Raw genomic sequence first — 17798 nt, 5'->3', positions numbered from 1 at the left:
AAACCAAGTAGCGGGTCGTCTCACCAGCCCACCGTAGACGCAATTGTCGTCGTTAGGCCGCTCAAAAATTGCGGTGCCGTCATCCAATCAAAAAGACCCGCCAAAATTGACGGGTCCCGCTGTAAACTTCAGCGTACTAAGATTCAATTTGTTCGAGGACCACCGGCCGCTCGTTTCTAAACGTCAATTGGAGATCGTCCAGGGCTAAGACCCGGTGAATGATGGCCGATGCGCCACCCATCAAGGAGGCTTCCTTGGCGTTCTTGGTCAGCAGCAACGGCGCCTTACGCGGAATCGCCAACTTGTCGACGTAACCGCGCACGTCATCCATCAGTTCCGGTAGGAGTTCTAGAATCGGCGCGTTCAATAAAATCGCGTCCGGCGCGAAACTACTGGAGATGTTGGCGAGAACCTTGGCCAGGTAGTAGGAAAATTCGTCCAGGATCGCCAATAATTCCGGTTGGTGTCCCAGGTAGTCGCGCCGAATCCGGTTCACGTCGACCCGGTCGAGTTTCTGATAAGCCATGATGCGCTTGAGCACGCTGGTTTCAGAAACGTAGTGGTTCACGGTTTCGTGGTTCTGTTCCTGGTAGCGATCGGCCAGCGGACACTTACCAATCACGCCAGCCTCGCCGCGGTGCCCGCGGTACAGGTGACCGTTGGTGATGATGCCGGCGCTAACCTGGTCGCGAATGGTGACCGAGATCAGGTTTTCGTAGACCCCTTCGCCGGAGAAGTCCCGTTCGAAGATGGCCGCTTCGTTGGCCAGGTTTTCTAGGACCACCGGCACGTTGAACTTATCGCCGAAGTACTTAGCCAGGTCGAAGTCCTTCAACCCGTTGAGCCCGGCGTTCAAAATTTGGTTTTCGTAAATCACACCGTCTAAGCCAAAGGACAATCCGAGTAACCGGGTATCCCGGTCACCCATCATTTGCCGAATGTGTTCTTCAATCATGTCGAGTACGGACGTGAGGTCCACGTTCCGTGTCGACACACTGGTATAATCTTCGGATTTACCATCTAACCGACAGGCCAACATGGTGAACCGTTGCCGTAACAAGTTGATGCTGATCACGTACCCATAGTCCACGTTGAGTAACGCCATCACCGGTTTCCGGCCACCATTCCGCGTACTAACGCCGTGCCCAACTTCGCGAATCAAGCCTTCGTGAAGCAACTCACTATAAATGTCTGAGACCGTCACCTTGTTGAGACTCAGGTTCCGTGAAATCTGACTCCGCGAAATTGGTCCAGCGTTGACAATCTGTTGCAATACCTGCTTTTCGTTCGTCGTCCGCATGATGTGCTTATTAATAATCATAATTTGGTAGTGATGTTGGACCTCCGACTAACCGCGACGCTCCGCCGTTTTTAAACCGAGTAGAATCGCTTGACCCCCCAAGATCGTCACAATTCTGGTTAACCGGTGCCACACCACCTTACCCCCCTTACAGTGTAATTGGTTTGTGGACCTATTACTATAGTAAACCTCCCTTACCAATAGCGGGTAAATAATGACTCACCGCCAAACCGGCTTTTGGGGCGGTAAAATACCCCCCAAACCACTGGTAGACTTGACGTTTTGTGCGTCAAATCACGATAAGTGCCGTCAGAAAACTTTCTAACTGCTCGTAAACTAACTTTACAAACTACATTACCCATCAATTAATTAACTAGAAGCAAATACTTAGTCGTAAATAGTCCGGTTTCCTTCTGAATCGCTGGTTAGTTTATCATACGATTAATTGAAAGGTACTGCCAATCACTCGGTTAATTAAGTCACCCATCAAAAAAACGCCACCCGAAAGTGACGTCATGTCTTTATTTCAAATATTGTTGTGTGTACTTGGTCAACGATAGACCCTTTTTATTCGCCTGCTGTAAAGCCACCCGAACATCCTGATCACTCATGGCGTCGGCTTGACCGCCAGCCGCATTGATTGTCTGCCGCGCGGAGCTGATTTGTCCGGCCGTAATGACCTTCCCGTTCAGTTCCTTTTGTTTCTTAGTGACGGTGTATTCGTTGGACCCCTGGTAGTTTTGGGCGGCCGCGGATTCTGACGACGTCAATGACGCGCCATTACTGCTGCTGTTGCTGGTCGTGCCCGTCGTCGCACTACTGCTGCTGGTAGTGGTGCCCGATCCCGTGGTACTCGTGGCAGCGGAACTACGGTTAGTCACCACACTGGTCTGGCCCGCGTTGTTGGCCTTCCGTAAAGCTAACGCTTGGGCGTACAGGTTCTTGTAGTAGACCTGTTGGAACTTACTGTTGTTGAACAACTCGTCGAGCGTGGTGTTCGACGTGCCGTAATTTAAGGCTTGGTTCTGATCTTGGGCCTTACTTAACAATTGCTTGAATTGAGCCACGTTCGCCCGAATCACCTTGACCTGTTTCAAACGCTTGGTCGCGCGGTTTACCAGCACCGTTGACCCATTCTTGGTAGTCTTGACCGTCTGGTAGCGGGCTTGGGCGTGCCCAAACTTGCGCGCATCCATGGCGTTCTCCCCGGACACGAACCGTTGCGTTTGCGTTAAGTACGTTTGCGCGGTCCGATCGTTCAACCGCCGCTTCAAAGCGTTCTGAAAGTAGCTTTCGGCTTGCGTGTAATCTTTATTCTTTAAGGCTGTCCGCCCGTTCGTCATTGCCGCTTGATATTCCTTCGCGGTCGCGTGGTGGTTGGAGTAAGCATAGCCACCGATGAGCAATGCAACCACGATTGTCGCGACGACCCATACCCATTTTTTCAAAGTGAAGACCTCCGCTGGTTTTTGTAGTTTCATTATACCATGCTCATTTGGTAAATCCGGTAAATTTGCAAACTTCATCGCTGGTTAAGCGGTTACACTGAGTCGCAGCCCTTACGTTGCCCCGGGGTAAAGGCGTATAATGGCGAAGTAATTTCGTTTTCCTTAATTGGAAGACAAACCAGAAAGGACCCCTGACATGCTTGAAAAAACTTTTTACAAAACGTTTCTTAGCCACACCTTCAACATCCCCGTCCGCGTAAATTACTGGGACGGTACCAGTGACGTCTACGGGACCGGCACGCCCGCCAACACGATCACCATCCACCAGGCCATTCCGGTCAAGGAAATCTCCCGGAACGCATCCATCGCGTTGGGGGAAGCCATCATGGACGGCACGATTGAAATCGACGGCAGTATCGAAGACCTGCTGACGGCCGCCTACGAAAATGCGGACAGCTTCTTCCATAATAAGAAGTACATTCACTTCTTGCCGAAGCAAAAACACACCGAAAAGGAAAGTAAGGCCGACGTTCAGAACCATTACGACATCGGTAACAACTTCTACCAACTCTGGCTGGACAGCACCATGACCTACTCGTGTGCCTACTTCGAGACGCCCGACGATGACCTGGAGACCGCTCAAGTCAACAAGGTCCACCACATCATCAAGAAGCTCAACCCCCAACCGGGTAAAACGCTTCTGGATATCGGTTGTGGCTGGGGTACGTTGATGCTTACGGCCGCTAAAGAATACGGCTTACACGTCACGGGAATCACCCTGAGTCAGGAACAGTACGACTACGTGACCCAACGGATTAACGACGAGGGTCTCCAAGACGTCGCCGAAGTTCGGTTGGAAGACTACCGGGAATTGGGCAACGAACAGTGGGACTACATCACCTCTGTGGGGATGTTCGAACACGTCGGCGCCGAAAACTTGGGTGAATACTTCAATTGTGTCCAGAAGTACCTGATGAACGACGGTGTAGCTCTAATTCACGGAATCACCCGGCAACAGGGTGGCGCCAACAATGGCTGGTTGAACAAGTGGATTTTCCCCGGTGGCTACGTGCCTGGTCTGGTGGAAAACACGACCCACATCATCGAAAACGGCTTACAAATCGATGATATGGAACCCCTGCGCCGACACTACCAAAAGACCGTGGAAATCTGGGATCAAAACTTCAATCAACACCGCGAAGAAGTCGCCAAGATGTTCGACGACAAGTTTGTCCGCATGTGGGACCTGTACTTACAGGCCTGTGCAGCATCCTTCAAGTCCGGTAACATCGACGTAATTCAATACTTGATTTCCAAGGGGCCTTCCGCCCGGATGTTACCGATGACGCGGGACTACATGTACGCCGAAACGGATAAAGTAACTGACTAACTCGATAAACTAGTTGCGGCCGCGGACCGTAACATCATAAAAAAGCTTACCCACTACGTCTGATCAGCGTAGTGGGTAAGCTTTTTAATGACCAGTTAGTACAGAAAAGGCCATATACAGCAGACACAGACCGATAATAATTTCAGCTAATGCAATCAATGAGAATCACCCTCCACACGTGTAGGGAATATAAGCCATGTACAACAAACATAGACCAATGATAAGGGTCCACCCCCACATGTGTGGGGAATACTCTGGTTGAAAATAAAACGTCAAGTAGGTACAAGAATCACCCCCACACGTGTGGGGAATACTCTCCGCAAAACAGATTTTTAAAGACACTGGGGGAATCACCCCCACACGTGTGGGGAATACTTGCCCTAGCATAGTCCGTTTGGTCCCCGGTCGGAATCACCCCCACACGTGTGGGGAATACTGACACCAGGACAGCTAGCGTATCGACGATACGGAATCACCCCCACACGTGTGGGGAATACACTAAACAAAAGCCGTCATAGCAGCATTTTGAATCTCGTCTATTGCAGTTTTGCATTAACTTGTTTTCATTAATTGTACCTGCAATGCGCTCTATTTTCAATCAAAGATACGAATACCCCATTAATTACATTTTTAATAAAAAAAGGCATCACCCACTTCTCTCAGGAGAGTGGATGATGCCGATATAACGGATTTACTAAATTTATTTATATCACCATCGACAGCAGAAACACGCCAATCAGTCCCGTAATCACGGAAAGCGCCATTGAGCGCGTGCGGTACGCGATGATGATGACGATCACCGCGGCCAACATTTCTGGCACCTGGGTGAACATCAGCTGGTAACTTTTACTGTCGATAAACACATCTTTGACTACCAGAGCCGTGAAAAGCGACACGGGGACAAACTTCATCCATTCGTTAAACCACTCTGGAATCTCACGCTTGGTAAACAGCATCAGCGGAATGAATCGCGGCAGGAAGGCAACGAAAAAGCCGAGAATAATTAACCAAAAATGCTGCGTACTGGTCCACGTATTAACTGTACTCATAAACTTCTCCCTGCATCCTTATTTTCCATCCGAACTTTCTACCGCCGATTGCTTAGCTCCCGGCCCCCGTAACTTCCAGAGCCAGTGGCTATCCGGCAGTCGCTTACGCAGCGTCGTCTCCAACCCGAATCCAATCAGTGAAGAGATGATGGTCGAAATCACCAGGCCCAACGTCGACTTGGTAATCATCATGCAGACCGCGGCGAGCACCCCCGAAATCAGGCAGATGACCACCGTTAGCCGGTTTTTAATCTGCATCACGATCATGTAGAGGAACAGGGCCGTCAGCGCGAAATTAACGATGCCGAGATCGATTTTAAGCGCACTCCCGATCAAACTCCCGATGACGTTACTCATCGCCCAGAACAGCAACGAATAGTGTTCCACCAGCAGGGCCTCCTTGCCCGTCCACTTCTTATCCGTGGCGAACTTCAGGTAGTTGATGGCGTAGTTTTCATCGTTAAGCGAGATTGCAAAAATAAATAAAAAGCGGTTGGATTGCCCTTTTAAGTACGGGGAAAGACTCGAACTCAAAAGTGCATACCGTAATTCCAAGAAAAACAGCATCAAGACAATTGAAAGTAATGGGGAATTAATGGTCAACATCGTGGCAATTAAAAATTGTGCCCCACCGGAGAAAATCAATAAGGAAACTAATCCGGTCAATAGGGTATTGAACCCTGCCGCGTGGAGCAAAATCCCACAAGCCAGCCCGATAGGAATGTAACTCAAGTTAAGGGGCATGGCTACCCGCAGTGTCGACCGCCATAAGGGTTCATTGGGGTCGGGCACTCGCTTGGGGTTTGGCCTTCGTTTATTCAAGAATGTTTGCCTCCGTCGAATACTCTGAGATATGAAATGCGTTATAAAACCACACGAGGATATTTTACCATGTTTCACAAGATTTTCATACCGTAACCCGAACATTATCAAGGGACGAAACCGCTTTTTCGGGTCTGGCGACTCCCCTTTGTGAAAGTTTGTGGTGACTTTTCATCACCCTATCATGCTAAAACGGCGGCGGACCAGAGCGATCCACCGCCGTTTTATACAGGTTACTTTTTAGGAATGCCGCCGACTGGTTGGATCTTCAACCGCCTGCAACTTTTGGTTATCGTCTAACTGGGAAACCCCCATCAGGTGCTTCTTCTGTAACCAATGCATAGTTGGGAACAGTAAAGCCAGACTAATCACGGTGAAGAGAGCTAAGACCATCACAGCCTGCCACTCGACGCCGCTCCCCATCCCGTCCGTAATGGCTTGCCGGAATCCGAGGATTGAGTAAGTCATTGGTAAGAACGGATGGACCACGTTATAGAAGTGGTTCGTCACTTCCATTGGGAAGGTCCCACCGGAACCCCCTAATTGAAGCATCAGGAGAACCATGGCGATAAACCGTCCTGGGTTGTCCAGCAGCATCGACAGGAACATGACAATGAACATCGACGCCTCCGAGAACGCTATTGAGAGGATAATCAGTTGACCTGGGTGTTCGACCGTCAGGCCCCCTAACATCATCAGGGATGGTTCGATGACGGCCATGGCTAAGGCTTCAACGGCCCCAATCGAGACCTTACTGAAGAACCAGCCCGTTGCACTGCCGCCTTCAAGCGAGACCTTCCGAATTGGGAAGGCGAAGTTGAAGACCAAGGCTCCCACATAGAGGGCCACAGACAGCACGTAAGGTGCCAGTGCGTGCCCGTAGTTTGGCACGTAACTGTAGTTCTTGTGGGCCAACTTGGTTGGTGAGGAGAACATGTCCGCCGTCTTGTTAGTCAGTGGTTGGTCGTTGATCTGGTCGGCCCCGGACTTCAGGGACTTGGCCAGCTTACCGCTACCGGCGTTCAACTTCTTCGCACCAGCGACTAATTTCGGACTGTTTTCGTTCAGTTGTGCCGAACCATCAGCTAATTGGTTCACCCCACTGGTCAGCGTTGGCACCTTACTGTTCAGTTGGGCGGTCCCAGCGGCTAATTGGCTGGCCCCACTGGTTAATTGTGGGGACGCCTGGTTCAGCTTGTTGCCAGCCGCCGTCAATTGACCGGTACTGGAATTCAACTTGTTCCCGGCTGCCGTTAGTTTACCAGTGCTGGAATTCAACTTGTTACCAGCCGCCGTCAGTTGACCAGTGCTGGAATTCAGTTTGTTCCCAGCCGCCGTCAGCTTACCCGTGTTGGCGTTAAGCTTGTTGACCCCGGCTGCGGCCGTTTGCAGACCACTGTTCAGGGTTGCAGCACCACTGGAGACTTGGCTAGACCCCGACTTCAAGGCCTTCCCATTCTTAGCCAGTTCGGCGGTCCCGTTCATGATCTGCGTGATACCGTCACTCAGGGTTGGTACTTGTGAATTCAAGCTGTTCAGCCCGTTATTCAAGGTCGTGGACCCGTTAAACGCAGAATCGACGCCGGAAGTGTAAGTCTTCACCCCATTAGTCAAGGTGTCGACCCCTTGGGATAAGGAGGTTCCTGACGATGGGTTCACAGCGGCGTTCAGTTGTGAAACGGCGCCGGCGAATTGCTTCAATTCTGCCACTTGGGAAGCCAAACCTTTAGTATCAGGCAGGCTTGAAATTGCAGTCGTTAACTGCGAATTAATTGTGCTTAAGCCGCTTGTGATGCCGGCACTGTAAGTCACAATTGCCGCAGCATCCTTGGCAATTGCTTCCATGTTACTTGAATCAGAAGAACTGGCAGATGTATCGCTACCAGCGGTTTTAGTTTCTTCCGTCGTTGACGTTCCACTAGTAGAAATGGCGCCCGTCTTGTCATTAGCGGCAGCCGTTTCCGACGCTAACTTAGAGGCTAAAGCACTAACCTCTTCACTGTTATCTTCCTTGGCAGCGGCGGCCTTTAAACTGGCGGCCGTAGCAGCGGCGGCTGACGTGGCATCCTTAGCGGCGGTCACTGAAGAGCTATCCGCACCACTGGTCGTCGTCTTCGTTACCGTCTTAGCTGCCGACGTTGCTGGGGTAGCGGTACTGCCACTCTTAGCACGCTGTTGAATATCACTAGCATACTTGCTAATTCCGTCAACCCCTTGGCTAACCTGGGTTAAACCTGCACTTAGGGCCTTAACCTGACTCGGCAACCCGGATAAGCTTGAGAGATCTAATTGATTTAATTGATTAGTTGCCATATTAGCAGCCGTCCCTAACTGGCTCACACTGCTAGAAAGTTCCGTTGCCTTAGAGGCCAAACTCGAAGCCCCATCATTCAGGGAGCTCGAGTTGTCACTCAATTTCGATAAACCGGAGTTCAGAGCGCTACTCCCACTAGACAATTGGGAAACCCCACTCTTCAGTGGTCCCACGCCAGCGCCCAGCTTTTGGACACCGTCATTTAACGTGTAGACCCCATCGACATACTTGTAAACGCCACTGTTCAGGGAACTAGCCCCGGTACTCAGTTGCTTGGTCCCGGCGGTCAGTTTTGGCATCCCCGCACTCAGCTGGCTGACCCCACTGGTAAACTGGTTCACACCAGACGTGTATTGCCCCACACCGGCCGTGTACTGGTTGACCCCAGCGGAGTATTGACCCACGCCAGACGTGTATTGGTTGACCCCGGCGGAGTATTGACCCACACCAGACGTGTATTGGTTAACGCCAGATGTGTATTGACCCACACCAGACGTGTACTGGGTCAGGCCGGACTTCAGCGTCGCAGCCCCATCGTTCAACTGTTGAATTCCCGTGGCCAGTGGCTTCACGGAGGTCTTCATCTGTTGTAACCCGTTATCAAGCTTCTTTACCCCGGTGGTATAGGTGTTCAACCCATCCGTCAACGTGGTAGTCCCGTCCTTCAACTGAGCGGACCCCGTGGCAGCCTTGTCCATCCCCTTGCCGACCTGGTAAACCAACTTAAAGGTTGCTTGGGCGTAAGCCTTCGTCACCTTAGCGCTGATTTCGTTTTGCAGCTTGGTGGCCCCGACCTGACTCATGACTTCAGCAATGTAGTTCGCCGAAGCATTGGTGTTGTAGGTCAACGTCATCTTCTTAGGATGTTCGTCTAATGCCGTGGCCGCATGGGCCGAAAAGTTCTTAGGAATCGTGATGACCGTGTAATACTTGCGATCTTTCAGTCCCTGGGCGGCCTGTTGTTTGGACACAAACTTCCAACCCAGCTGATGATTCTTCTTTAAGTTGGTGACGGTTTGGTCACCCACATTTAACTTCTGACCCTGATAGGTCACCGGTTTGTCCAGGTTCACCACCGCAACCGGCAGTTCACTGGTTTCTCCGTACGGATCCCAAACGGACCGCAGGAAGAAAATACTATAGAGGAATGGAATAAACATAATTGCTAAAACGGAAATCAAAATCAACCGATTATGCCGAATATAGCTCCATTCGCCTTTCACCATTTTCAAAAGTTCCAACTCCCTTTATCCTCAAAATTTCCTTAAAAATTGCGCGTTTTCAGCTAATCATAAAGTATACTCGCACATCAATGCTTGACTTGTCAAAAAAGCAACAGGTCGTCAACTATCTTTCAATTACTGAAAACACTTGGTACATCAGCCTTTTCAAACGTTTTACCCAATTATAAAAAAAGTCGTTGTTTCATAACTTTCAAGTTTTACGGTTGGTCGTTTTCAGGACTGTCGATTGTTAATACCATCCAGGGCCGGCCTGCTGGCTTTATTATGCGTGAAGTCCAGCGCCTTTAACTTGATATTAATCAAATTAGCCGCCTAAATTTTAACACTGATTGCCGCTTAGCCCGTTGTCCGCAAAAAAAGGAATCCAATTCATCAACGAATTGGACTCCTTTTGGCCCCATCGCAAGCGATAGGTTTTTTATTTTCTATTAAAACAGCGCAACCACCCAGCGCCACATCCGGACAAAGACGTTCGCCTTTTCCACGGATTGGGTCACCTTCAGCGGTACTTTGACGGTCTTGGTGTTCCCCAAGAAGCCGAGTTGGTCGCCCTTCAGCGACAGGTTAGCGGTCCCGATTTGTTGGTTCTTAGCGACCGGCGCCTCCAAGGCGTTGTCCTTGGTCAGGCTCGCCTTTAACTGCGGCTTAGCCGTGATGTTGCTGGCGACCTGGTCGTTACGAATCCAAAGCTTCACGTCACTGGCCAGCGCCGTCTTCGCGGTCTTAGCTTTCGCGTCGTGGGTCGTCACCGACTTGGCCCCGGTGATCGATTGACCGGCGTGGTACGTGACCGTCTTAAAGTTATTGTAGACGTACGACATCATCTTTTGGGTCTGCTGGAACCGTGACGGGTCCGTTTCGGACTTGTGCGCGGCGTGCAGGACCACCGTGATGATCCGGTTCCCGTTGTTGTGAGCGGTCCCGGTAAAGTTGGCCCCGGCGGCATCCGACGTCCCGGTCTTTAGGCCGTCCACGTGTAACTTAGTATACGACGCGGTCAAGCCCTTCAACATCCAGTTCCAGTTTTCCATCTTGGTGGCGTCCTTAGTCCCCTTTTCAAACCACATCTTGGTAATCTTAGTGGTCTGCAGGACTTCCGGATACTTATCCAGTAACGCCACGGCGAGCTTAGCCTGGTCGGCGGCCGACCATTCGTTTTCGGCCTTGCCGGCAACGTTGCTGTAACCCAGGTCGCCCACCTGTTTGTTGGTCAACCCACAGGCGTTATAGATTTTGACGTTGGTCATCCCCAACTTCTTAGCTTGCGCCTTCATCTGGGTGACAAACGCGTGTGGCGACCCCGCCACGGCACTCCCCAACGCTTCAATTGCCCCGTTAGCGGAGTAGATCAACGACGCCTGGTAGAGGGCCTTGACCGTGTAACTGTGCCCCGCCCGCAGTGGGACGTTAGACAAGTCGGTGTTTTCAGCCACCTTGGCAATCGGCTTACTGATGGTAATCTTCTGATTCCACTTGAGTTTACCGGCGTGGACGGCCTGTAATACTAAGTAAATCGACAATAGCTTGGACATCGAGGCGACCGGCAAGGACTGGTCGCCGTTTTTTTCGTACAGGATCTGGCCGGTCGTGGCATCGACGGCAATGCCGGCCTTGGCCTTCAAATTGACCGTGGAACTCGTGGTGCTGGTGGCGGCGTGGGCCGTAACCGTGGGCGTCACTGCCCCGGTACTCAGACCACCCGTCAGTAACGTGACGGCCGCAACGACCCCCACCATGACTTGACGTAAACGTTTCAATGCAAAACTCTCCTGTTCTTATGTAACCGTGGCCGGAACCACGGTTGAATTTAATTGGCCGTTCCCGCAGCTTTTAGCCGTTGGGGCACCGCTAAGGGGTGGGCGTGAACCGTTGGTAAATGAATCACGAAACTGGTCAGGGCATCGTCGGATTCGACGTAAATATACCCGCCGTGCAGGGCCACGATGCTTTGCGCAATCGCTAAGCCTAATCCGGTCCCCCCAGTCTCTTTAGAGCGCGACTCTTCGACCCGGTAGAACCGTTCGAAAATCAACGCCAGCGACTTCTTAGGAATCTTCGGTCCGTCGTTCGTCACGCGAACCTCCAACTCATCTGCCGACACGCGTTTGGCGACCAAGTTGATGTGCTTGCCGCCATCCCCGTACTTCAGGGCGTTGCTGACCAGGTTGTTGAAGATACGGACCAGCTTCTCGGGGTCGGCCTCCATCATCAGCGGCGTGTCGCCCACGTCAGCACCGATATCCATGCCCTTCTTCTGGGCTTCCAACTCGAAGCTGGCCGCCAGTTGTTCTAACATGGCGCCCAGGTCGATCTTGGTCAGGCTCAACGGCGTATCGGTCTGGCGGACCTTAGTGTATTCAAACAAATCGTCGACCAACGACTTCATTTGCTTGGATTTCAGAAAGGCCGTATGGGTGTATTTCAAAAGGTCGGTCTCCGAATGGTACTGCTTGTCCTCAATCAAGCCTAAATAGCCAATGATCGAGGTTAGCGGCGTGCGAATATCGTGACTGACGTTGGTGATCAATTCGTCCTTAGACTTCTCGATTGCCCGTTCCTCGTCCATCGAATGAATGACCGAATCGACCAACGCGTTGACCGAATCGACCACCCGTTGGACGTCCCCGCTGACCCGAAACGGGATGCGGTGGTCGAAGTGCCCGTTGGCGATGTAGTGCAACTCTTCAATAATATGGTGCAACTGCATTTGCTTGTAGCGGCGAATCAAACGCCACCACACCACCAACGCGTCACCAACCATCATCAGGCCAATGAAGAGGTTCTCCCAACTCCACAACTGGTAGTGATGGGGACCTAACACCACGGAGCGTTTAATGATGAAGATCCCGTCGCGCAGTCCGGGATTACTCTCGATGGCCTGAACGATCAAAACTAAGAGCGCTAAATTCAGCATGAGCAACAGGATCACCGTGACCACGCCTTCCATAAAGAGGGCGCTTTTTTCACGGGTCGTGAGCTTCATGCTGGTGGGATTAGTGGGATTCAATCTTGTACCCCACGCCCCAGACCGTTTGAATCACCTTTTCGCCGTTCGTGGCCTCTTCGATCTTATCGCGCAAGTGACTCACGTGGACCATGACGGTCTTGGCGGACACGATGCTTTCCTGACGCCAGACCCGTTCGAAGATCTCATCGGCCGAGAAGACCCGGTTGGGGTGACTCGCTAAGAGGTAGAGAATCCCAAATTCCAGCGCGGTCAGCGACACGGTCTTGCCGGCAATCGTCTTGACCTCGTGGGAGTCCTTGTTGATGGTCAGCGTGCCGATGTCCAAGACGTCGGGACTGTCATCGGTGACCTGGTCTTGACTGCGCCGCAACAGCGACTTGACCCGCGCCATGACTTCCAGCGGGTTGAAGGGCTTGGTGACGTAATCGTCGGCCCCGGTGATCAGTCCCTGAATCTTGTCCATGTCGCCGGTCTTGGCCGACAGAATCAGAATCGGAATCTGCGAGTCTTTTCGGACTTCCTTGATGACCTCAATCCCACTCATCTCGGGCATCATCACGTCTAGGATCATCAGTGCGATGTCCGGCGTGGTGTGGAGCTTCGTGAGCGCTTCCTTACCATTATATGCGGTCAGGGGTTCGTAGCCTTCGTTTTTAATGTAGATTTCAAGTAATTGGGCAATTTCTTTATCGTCGTCGACAACTAAAATTTTCATCTTTCCGGTCTCCTTCACAACAACCGCCCCATCCTGAGCGGTCAGTTTCGGCATTTAAGCTTAGTGTACCAAAAATTTTTCCGTCAATCTGACCTCCCCCCGAACCTTTACCGGGGCGTAAGGCAATTTAACAGTTCTTAATTTTACACTAATTCCCAACGTCTAGCCACCGCCGACCTTTCACTCCCAAATTGCTCGAATGGTCAACAATCGTCAAATTTCCGCCAGTCCCGTCAACTTTCCGCCCCCCAGAACCGTCAGTCCCCGGGAGCATCTCCGACTGGTAATCGCCACCCCCTATACTAATTTACCCTTATCTAGCGATAAACCACCGTCAAACGTTCGGATTTTTTCTCAACGGTCAACGTGAATTTTCTTCAAAATTCAGCACTCCCCTAAACCGTTTGGGGGAGTCTGGTTTGGATTGGATTTTAAACAATCTAAATTTGTAACGTAAACAATCGATTTTAGGCTTTGGCCACAATCCCTTATCTGTAACCATTTATGTACCCCTAAAGGGTCAATTTTAATGGTTTATACCCACTTCTTAAAAAATGTCCCCTGGAAACTATCCACACTCAACTAGTTGTGTGAACAAATCAATTCGGATTCAAGGCATACTAGCATTGTTCAAAGGGATAGGAAATTTAGAAAATCAAAACATTCGGAATTTTAGAAAGTGGGTTAAAAATCATGTTTAAGCAAATCATCAAACAAATCGCCATCGTCTCCGCTACCTGTGCTTTAGCCTTCACCACGTTAGGTGGGTCGGTTAACGCCGCCGAAAACGCCAAGACGCCAACCTGGGGTGCTTGGAAGACCACGACGATCACCTACAAGACCAATGTTTCTTCTAAATACTACAAGGGCGTTTGGAAGAACGCCGTTAAGTCCTGGAACAAGGTTGGGGTCGTTGAATTAGTTCCCGCCAAGAGCGGTGAAAAAGCCGACATCACGTTGACTTCTTCCAGTTCCTTAAAGACTAAGGGTGATGACTTAGCCGGTTACACCAACTACTCTTACTACCAAAAGAGTGACAACAACGAAATCGTTTCTGCCACTTCGACTTTAAACAAGAAGTTACTCAACAAGTACAACTACACTAAGACCCAACGGACGAACGTTGCAACCCACGAAATTGGCCACGCCTTAGGCTTAAGCCACTCCAAGTCCGAAGCGAGTGTCATGTACGCCAGCGAACGGTACGCTTCGATCGACCAACAAGACAAGGTCGCTTTGGAACAAGCCTACAACAACTAAACTTCTTCCCACTTTCTAAAATCCCGAATAGTAACCCCCGTCAGGACCGAATGCCTGCCGGGGGGTTTAATTTACCTATTTTTCCCAATCAGCCAGACCGCAAAAAAAGCACCAGCCCCGGGCTAACCCCGTGAGCTGGTGCTTGTAATTAACTTTATTTGTAGTTTGGGGCGGCCTTGGTGATTTGAACGTCGTGCGGGTGGGATTCCCGTAAGCCGGCGTTGGAAATCTTAACGAACTGGGCGTTATCGATCAGTGCCTGAATGTTGGCACTGCCCGTGTAACCCATTCCGGAACGTAAGCCCCCAATCATCTGGAAGATGATGTCGTTGACGCTGCCCTTGTAGGCCACGCGGGCTTCGATACCTTCGGGCACCAACTTGTTGGCTTCGTTGACGCTACCTTGGAAGTAACGGTCCTTGGACCCCTTTTCCATGGCGGCGAGACTACCCATGCCCCGGTAGGTCTTATACTTCTTCCCACCGTCTTCGATCACGTCACCAGGTGCTTCGTCGGTCCCGGCAAACATGGAGCCGAACATCACGGCGTTACCACCGGCGGCCATGGCCTTGACGATGTCCCCGGAGTACTTCATCCCCCCGTCGGCGATGATTGGCTTCCCAAATTCACGCGCCACGCTAGCGGCATCGTAAACGGCCGTGATTTGTGGCACACCGACACCGGCAACAACCCGCGTGGTGCAGATTGAACCAGGACCGATACCGACTTTTACCACGTCGACACCGGCTTCGAACAATGCCCGGGTCCCTTCACCCGTGGCCACGTTCCCCGCAATCAGCGTGGCATCTGGTAATTCTTCGCGAATCTGGGCAACCTTGCGCAGCACCCCAGCGGAGTGACCGTGGGCCGTGTCGATGATAATAGCATCGGCGCCGGCAGCCAGCAAGGCGTGGGCCCGTTCGGACGTATCGGACGTCACCCCAACGGCAGCGGCCACCAGCAAGTGGTTGTTAGCGTCCACGGCGGCGTTGGGATGCTTAGCGGCATCGTTTTCGATGGCCTTCACGTCGGCGACCATTTGGGCCTGCCGGTCGGTGGTCATGTTCTTGTGAATGACCCCCAGCCCACCATTATAGGCCATGGCCGTAGCCATCTTGGTCTCGGTGACCGTATCCATCGAGGCACTCAGGAACGGAATATTCAACTTTAAGTTTGGCGCTAATTGGACACTCAAATCGACTTCATCCGGCAAAACGTGACTTTCCGCGGGAATTAACAGTACATCATCAAACGTGATTCCTTCTTTAGCAAACTTCGTGTCCCAATTAGACATAATAGTTGATCGCTCCTCTGTGGTTTAGTCTCAGGCTCGGTTAGGAATCCTGGGAGATATTGTTTTCTAATGTACCAGCCCACGCCCGGACGGTCAAGGATTCTCATCGAACTTTCATGGTTTTTCAGCAAAAACCACGGCAGTCACGAGATTTTCACGGCTATTATGAAAAAACTAGTGACAAAATCATTAAACTTGTTTCAACCGCAAAGGGCCGTCCCCTACCGAACGGTCCGTGCCTTAAGCTTTATGTTCTAAGCCTCAAGTTTCGGCGGTTAACCGGCGCTGTCGCTGGAGCCACCGCCAACAGCCAATTCCAATCAAACTCAGCCAGGCCAACCAGGTCAGCCCACTGGTCAGGTGCTGCACGGTGGTCCGCTGATAAACGTAGCGAATTTGACTGGTCCCCGCGTTCACGTGGATGTGGACCACGCCGTTACTGTCGAGCCGGGGCGTCTGCTCACGACCGTTAACGAAAACGTGGTAGCCGTAATAGTCCAGTTGCGGTAATTTAATCTCTTGTGCCGTCGTACTCTTCAACGTGTAGACCAGTCCGTTAGTTACGGGACGCACGGCCAGCTGTTGTAATGACGCCGGTTGTTGCCCGTTGGGTTGGGTGTTCATGACCGGAATCGAGTGCGTCCGGACCGCCGCCATGGAGACCAGCCCCCGTTGCGCCACGTAATCGGTCGTGGTGTCTTGCGTGGCGTTAGCCAGGTAGGTCGCGTTGGTGACCACCTTGGCGTTGTTTGGTCCGACCGACCGGTAAAGGGCGGTACTGGCGCTAAAGGACAGGCCCACGGCAATGGCCGTCACCACCGGCACCACGATCAGTGCCCGTTGGAAGGTCTTGGCCCGGGCAATCACCATCACGGCGCAAGCACCGACCAACGCTAACGGAAAGTCGGCCAGAGCCAAGAACCGCCATGGAAATTGAATGGTTCCCAGTAAGCCCTGAAAGAGGGGCCACGGGAAGAGGTTCGTGGCGAGGAACACGAAAATCCCCCCCAGAACCAAGCAATAGTGGTCAAACGGTCGCAACTGCCGCCAAACGATGATGGCCAGCACGCTGGTGATCAACAACAATACCCCGAAATTGATTGCGTTGGAGGCGACCGCATCGTTTAACGAATTCCAGAGCAGATCGCCTAAGTGGGTGGCACTATCCGCCAGCGTGTACTGTGCGATGCCCAGCTTCCCCACGTGACGGAGTTGCTCGACCAGTGGTCCTAGAAAGCTCAGCGACAGCAAAACGGCCAGTCCCGCGGCGGCCCCGAAGCGTAGTCCCCGTGCCCGGAGTTCCTTACGCCGCAAGCCCCAAAGGCTTAACATGATGACGACCCCGACACTGCTGAGAACCAGCGAAATCACGTGGGTCAATGCGATCAACGCCATCCCCACGGCCAACCACGGCCACTTGTGATAATCACCGGCCGCGATACTATAGACGCCGTAGAAAATCAGTGGCAGAAAGGCAAAGACGATGCCTTCCGCTAGTGACCCCCGCACGAAGAAGTCCAGAAAACGGTATTGCGCAAAGCCGTAAATCACGGCGGCTAAGAAGGCCTGCGACCGGCTCGGCAGCAAGCGCGCCGCAACTGTCGCCGCCACCCACAGAGTCAAGACGTTCAATAAAACCAAGAAGACGTAGTACCCGCCAACGCCACTGGCAATGGTTTGCAACCAAGCCGCCGGCAGTAAGGCGGCCGCCGGGTAGAACAGGTTGATGGGATAACCCCACCCGCTAAAGGCCGCGGTCGAGACCGCCGGAATCTGCCACCAATTGCCGCTCAGCTGAATGTCCTTAGCTAAGCCCTGGATTCGGTTCAGATGAAACCCCAGGTCATCGCCCAGATAGATTTTGCCAGAAAAGCCCCAGGGTAAGATCCAAATCAGACTGAGCACGACAAAACTCAGTAGCTCTAACTGCCACCAATACTTGGTGACCACTCGTCGCATCAATTGCGTCATTCTACCAGACTCCCCCACTGACG

At 51.9% G+C, this 17798-nt stretch carries 12 protein-coding genes and 1 CRISPR repeat array; of the genes, 2 read left to right on the top strand and 10 right to left on the bottom strand.

What is annotated here, in order from left to right; all coding sequences use genetic code 11:
• Positions 1-136: 136 nt before the first annotated feature.
• Positions 137-1321 (bottom strand): ROK family protein, encoded by a 1185-nt coding sequence (locus FD38_RS09335; protein ID WP_057733560.1) that lies wholly within the window; start codon positions 1319-1321, stop codon positions 137-139.
• 500 nt (positions 1322-1821) lie between these two features.
• A complete protein-coding gene (locus FD38_RS09330) occupies positions 1822-2748 on the bottom strand; it encodes a hypothetical protein (protein ID WP_057733558.1) in 927 nt (308 codons plus the stop codon).
• A gap of 196 nt (positions 2749-2944) precedes the next feature.
• On the opposite strand from FD38_RS09330, the gene FD38_RS09325 reads away from it, so the two are divergent.
• Positions 2945-4138, top strand: a complete 1194-nt coding sequence (locus tag FD38_RS09325) for a class I SAM-dependent methyltransferase (RefSeq protein WP_057733556.1) — start codon at positions 2945-2947, stop codon at positions 4136-4138.
• Positions 4139-4363: 225 nt separating this feature from the next.
• Positions 4364-4636: a CRISPR direct-repeat array (repeat unit 29 nt; unit sequence GAATCACCCCCACACGTGTGGGGAATACT).
• A 206-nt stretch (positions 4637-4842) separates the two neighbouring features.
• Here FD38_RS09325 and FD38_RS09320 read toward each other — a convergent pair.
• The 6 genes from FD38_RS09320 to croR form a co-directional block, all read right to left on the bottom strand.
• Complete coding sequence (locus tag FD38_RS09320) at positions 4843-5187, bottom strand: AzlD domain-containing protein (RefSeq protein WP_057733554.1); 345 nt, start codon at positions 5185-5187, stop codon at positions 4843-4845.
• An 18-nt stretch (positions 5188-5205) separates the two neighbouring features.
• Positions 5206-6009 carry an AzlC family ABC transporter permease gene (locus tag FD38_RS09315; protein WP_057733552.1) on the bottom strand — a complete coding sequence of 268 codons (804 nt, stop codon included), beginning with the start codon at positions 6007-6009 and terminating at the stop codon, positions 5206-5208.
• Between the two features lie 240 nt (positions 6010-6249).
• On the bottom strand, positions 6250-9549 hold the full coding sequence (locus tag FD38_RS09310; RefSeq protein ID WP_225430781.1) for a YhgE/Pip domain-containing protein: 3300 nt from the start codon (positions 9547-9549) through the stop codon (positions 6250-6252).
• Between the two features lie 446 nt (positions 9550-9995).
• Positions 9996-11324: a D-alanyl-D-alanine carboxypeptidase family protein gene (locus FD38_RS09305; protein WP_057733548.1), complete on the bottom strand. Its 1329-nt coding sequence runs from the start codon at positions 11322-11324 to the stop codon at positions 9996-9998.
• Positions 11325-11374: 50 nt separating this feature from the next.
• On the bottom strand, positions 11375-12550 hold the full coding sequence (locus FD38_RS09300) for a sensor histidine kinase (RefSeq protein ID WP_057733599.1): 1176 nt from the start codon (positions 12548-12550) through the stop codon (positions 11375-11377).
• Positions 12551-12560: 10 nt separating this feature from the next.
• On the bottom strand, positions 12561-13250 hold the full coding sequence (gene croR, locus FD38_RS09295; RefSeq protein ID WP_057733546.1) for a response regulator transcription factor CroR: 690 nt from the start codon (positions 13248-13250) through the stop codon (positions 12561-12563).
• Between the two features lie 693 nt (positions 13251-13943).
• Here croR and FD38_RS09290 point away from each other — a divergent pair.
• A complete protein-coding gene (locus FD38_RS09290) occupies positions 13944-14510 on the top strand; it encodes a matrixin family metalloprotease (RefSeq protein ID WP_057733544.1) in 567 nt (188 codons plus the stop codon).
• 154 nt (positions 14511-14664) lie between these two features.
• On the opposite strand, the gene guaB is transcribed toward FD38_RS09290, so the two are convergent.
• Both guaB and FD38_RS09280 read right to left on the bottom strand, forming a co-directional pair.
• Positions 14665-15804 (bottom strand): IMP dehydrogenase, encoded by a 1140-nt coding sequence (gene guaB / locus FD38_RS09285; protein ID WP_057733542.1) that lies wholly within the window; start codon positions 15802-15804, stop codon positions 14665-14667.
• Positions 15805-16065: 261 nt separating this feature from the next.
• Entirely contained in the window at positions 16066-17775 is a 1710-nt protein-coding gene (locus FD38_RS09280; RefSeq protein WP_057733540.1) for a glycosyltransferase family protein, read from the bottom strand.
• Positions 17776-17798: the final 23 nt, after the last annotated feature.

Origin of the sequence: Levilactobacillus zymae DSM 19395, assembly GCF_001434115.1 — a bacterium.
GTDB classification, from domain to species: domain Bacteria; phylum Bacillota; class Bacilli; order Lactobacillales; family Lactobacillaceae; genus Levilactobacillus; species Levilactobacillus zymae.
The sequence above is the reverse complement of the archived record's forward strand: the minus strand, read 5'-3'. Positions and strand labels throughout refer to the sequence as shown.

Excerpts from the sequence above, each read along its gene's own strand:
- FD38_RS09310 (WP_225430781.1), bottom strand. The coding sequence starts at position 9,549 with ATGGTGAAAGGCGAATGGAGCTATATTCGGCATAATCGGTTGATTTTG.
- FD38_RS09335 (WP_057733560.1), bottom strand. The coding sequence starts at position 1,321 with ATGATTATTAATAAGCACATCATGCGGACGACGAACGAAAAGCAGGTA.
- guaB (WP_057733542.1), bottom strand. The coding sequence starts at position 15,804 with ATGTCTAATTGGGACACGAAGTTTGCTAAAGAAGGAATCACGTTTGAT.
- FD38_RS09320 (WP_057733554.1), bottom strand. The coding sequence starts at position 5,187 with ATGAGTACAGTTAATACGTGGACCAGTACGCAGCATTTTTGGTTAATT.
- FD38_RS09300 (WP_057733599.1), bottom strand. The coding sequence starts at position 12,550 with ATGAAGCTCACGACCCGTGAAAAAAGCGCCCTCTTTATGGAAGGCGTG.
- FD38_RS09280 (WP_057733540.1), bottom strand. The coding sequence starts at position 17,775 with ATGACGCAATTGATGCGACGAGTGGTCACCAAGTATTGGTGGCAGTTA.
- FD38_RS09325 (WP_057733556.1), top strand. The coding sequence starts at position 2,945 with ATGCTTGAAAAAACTTTTTACAAAACGTTTCTTAGCCACACCTTCAAC.
- croR (WP_057733546.1), bottom strand. The coding sequence starts at position 13,250 with ATGAAAATTTTAGTTGTCGACGACGATAAAGAAATTGCCCAATTACTT.
- FD38_RS09290 (WP_057733544.1), top strand. The coding sequence starts at position 13,944 with ATGTTTAAGCAAATCATCAAACAAATCGCCATCGTCTCCGCTACCTGT.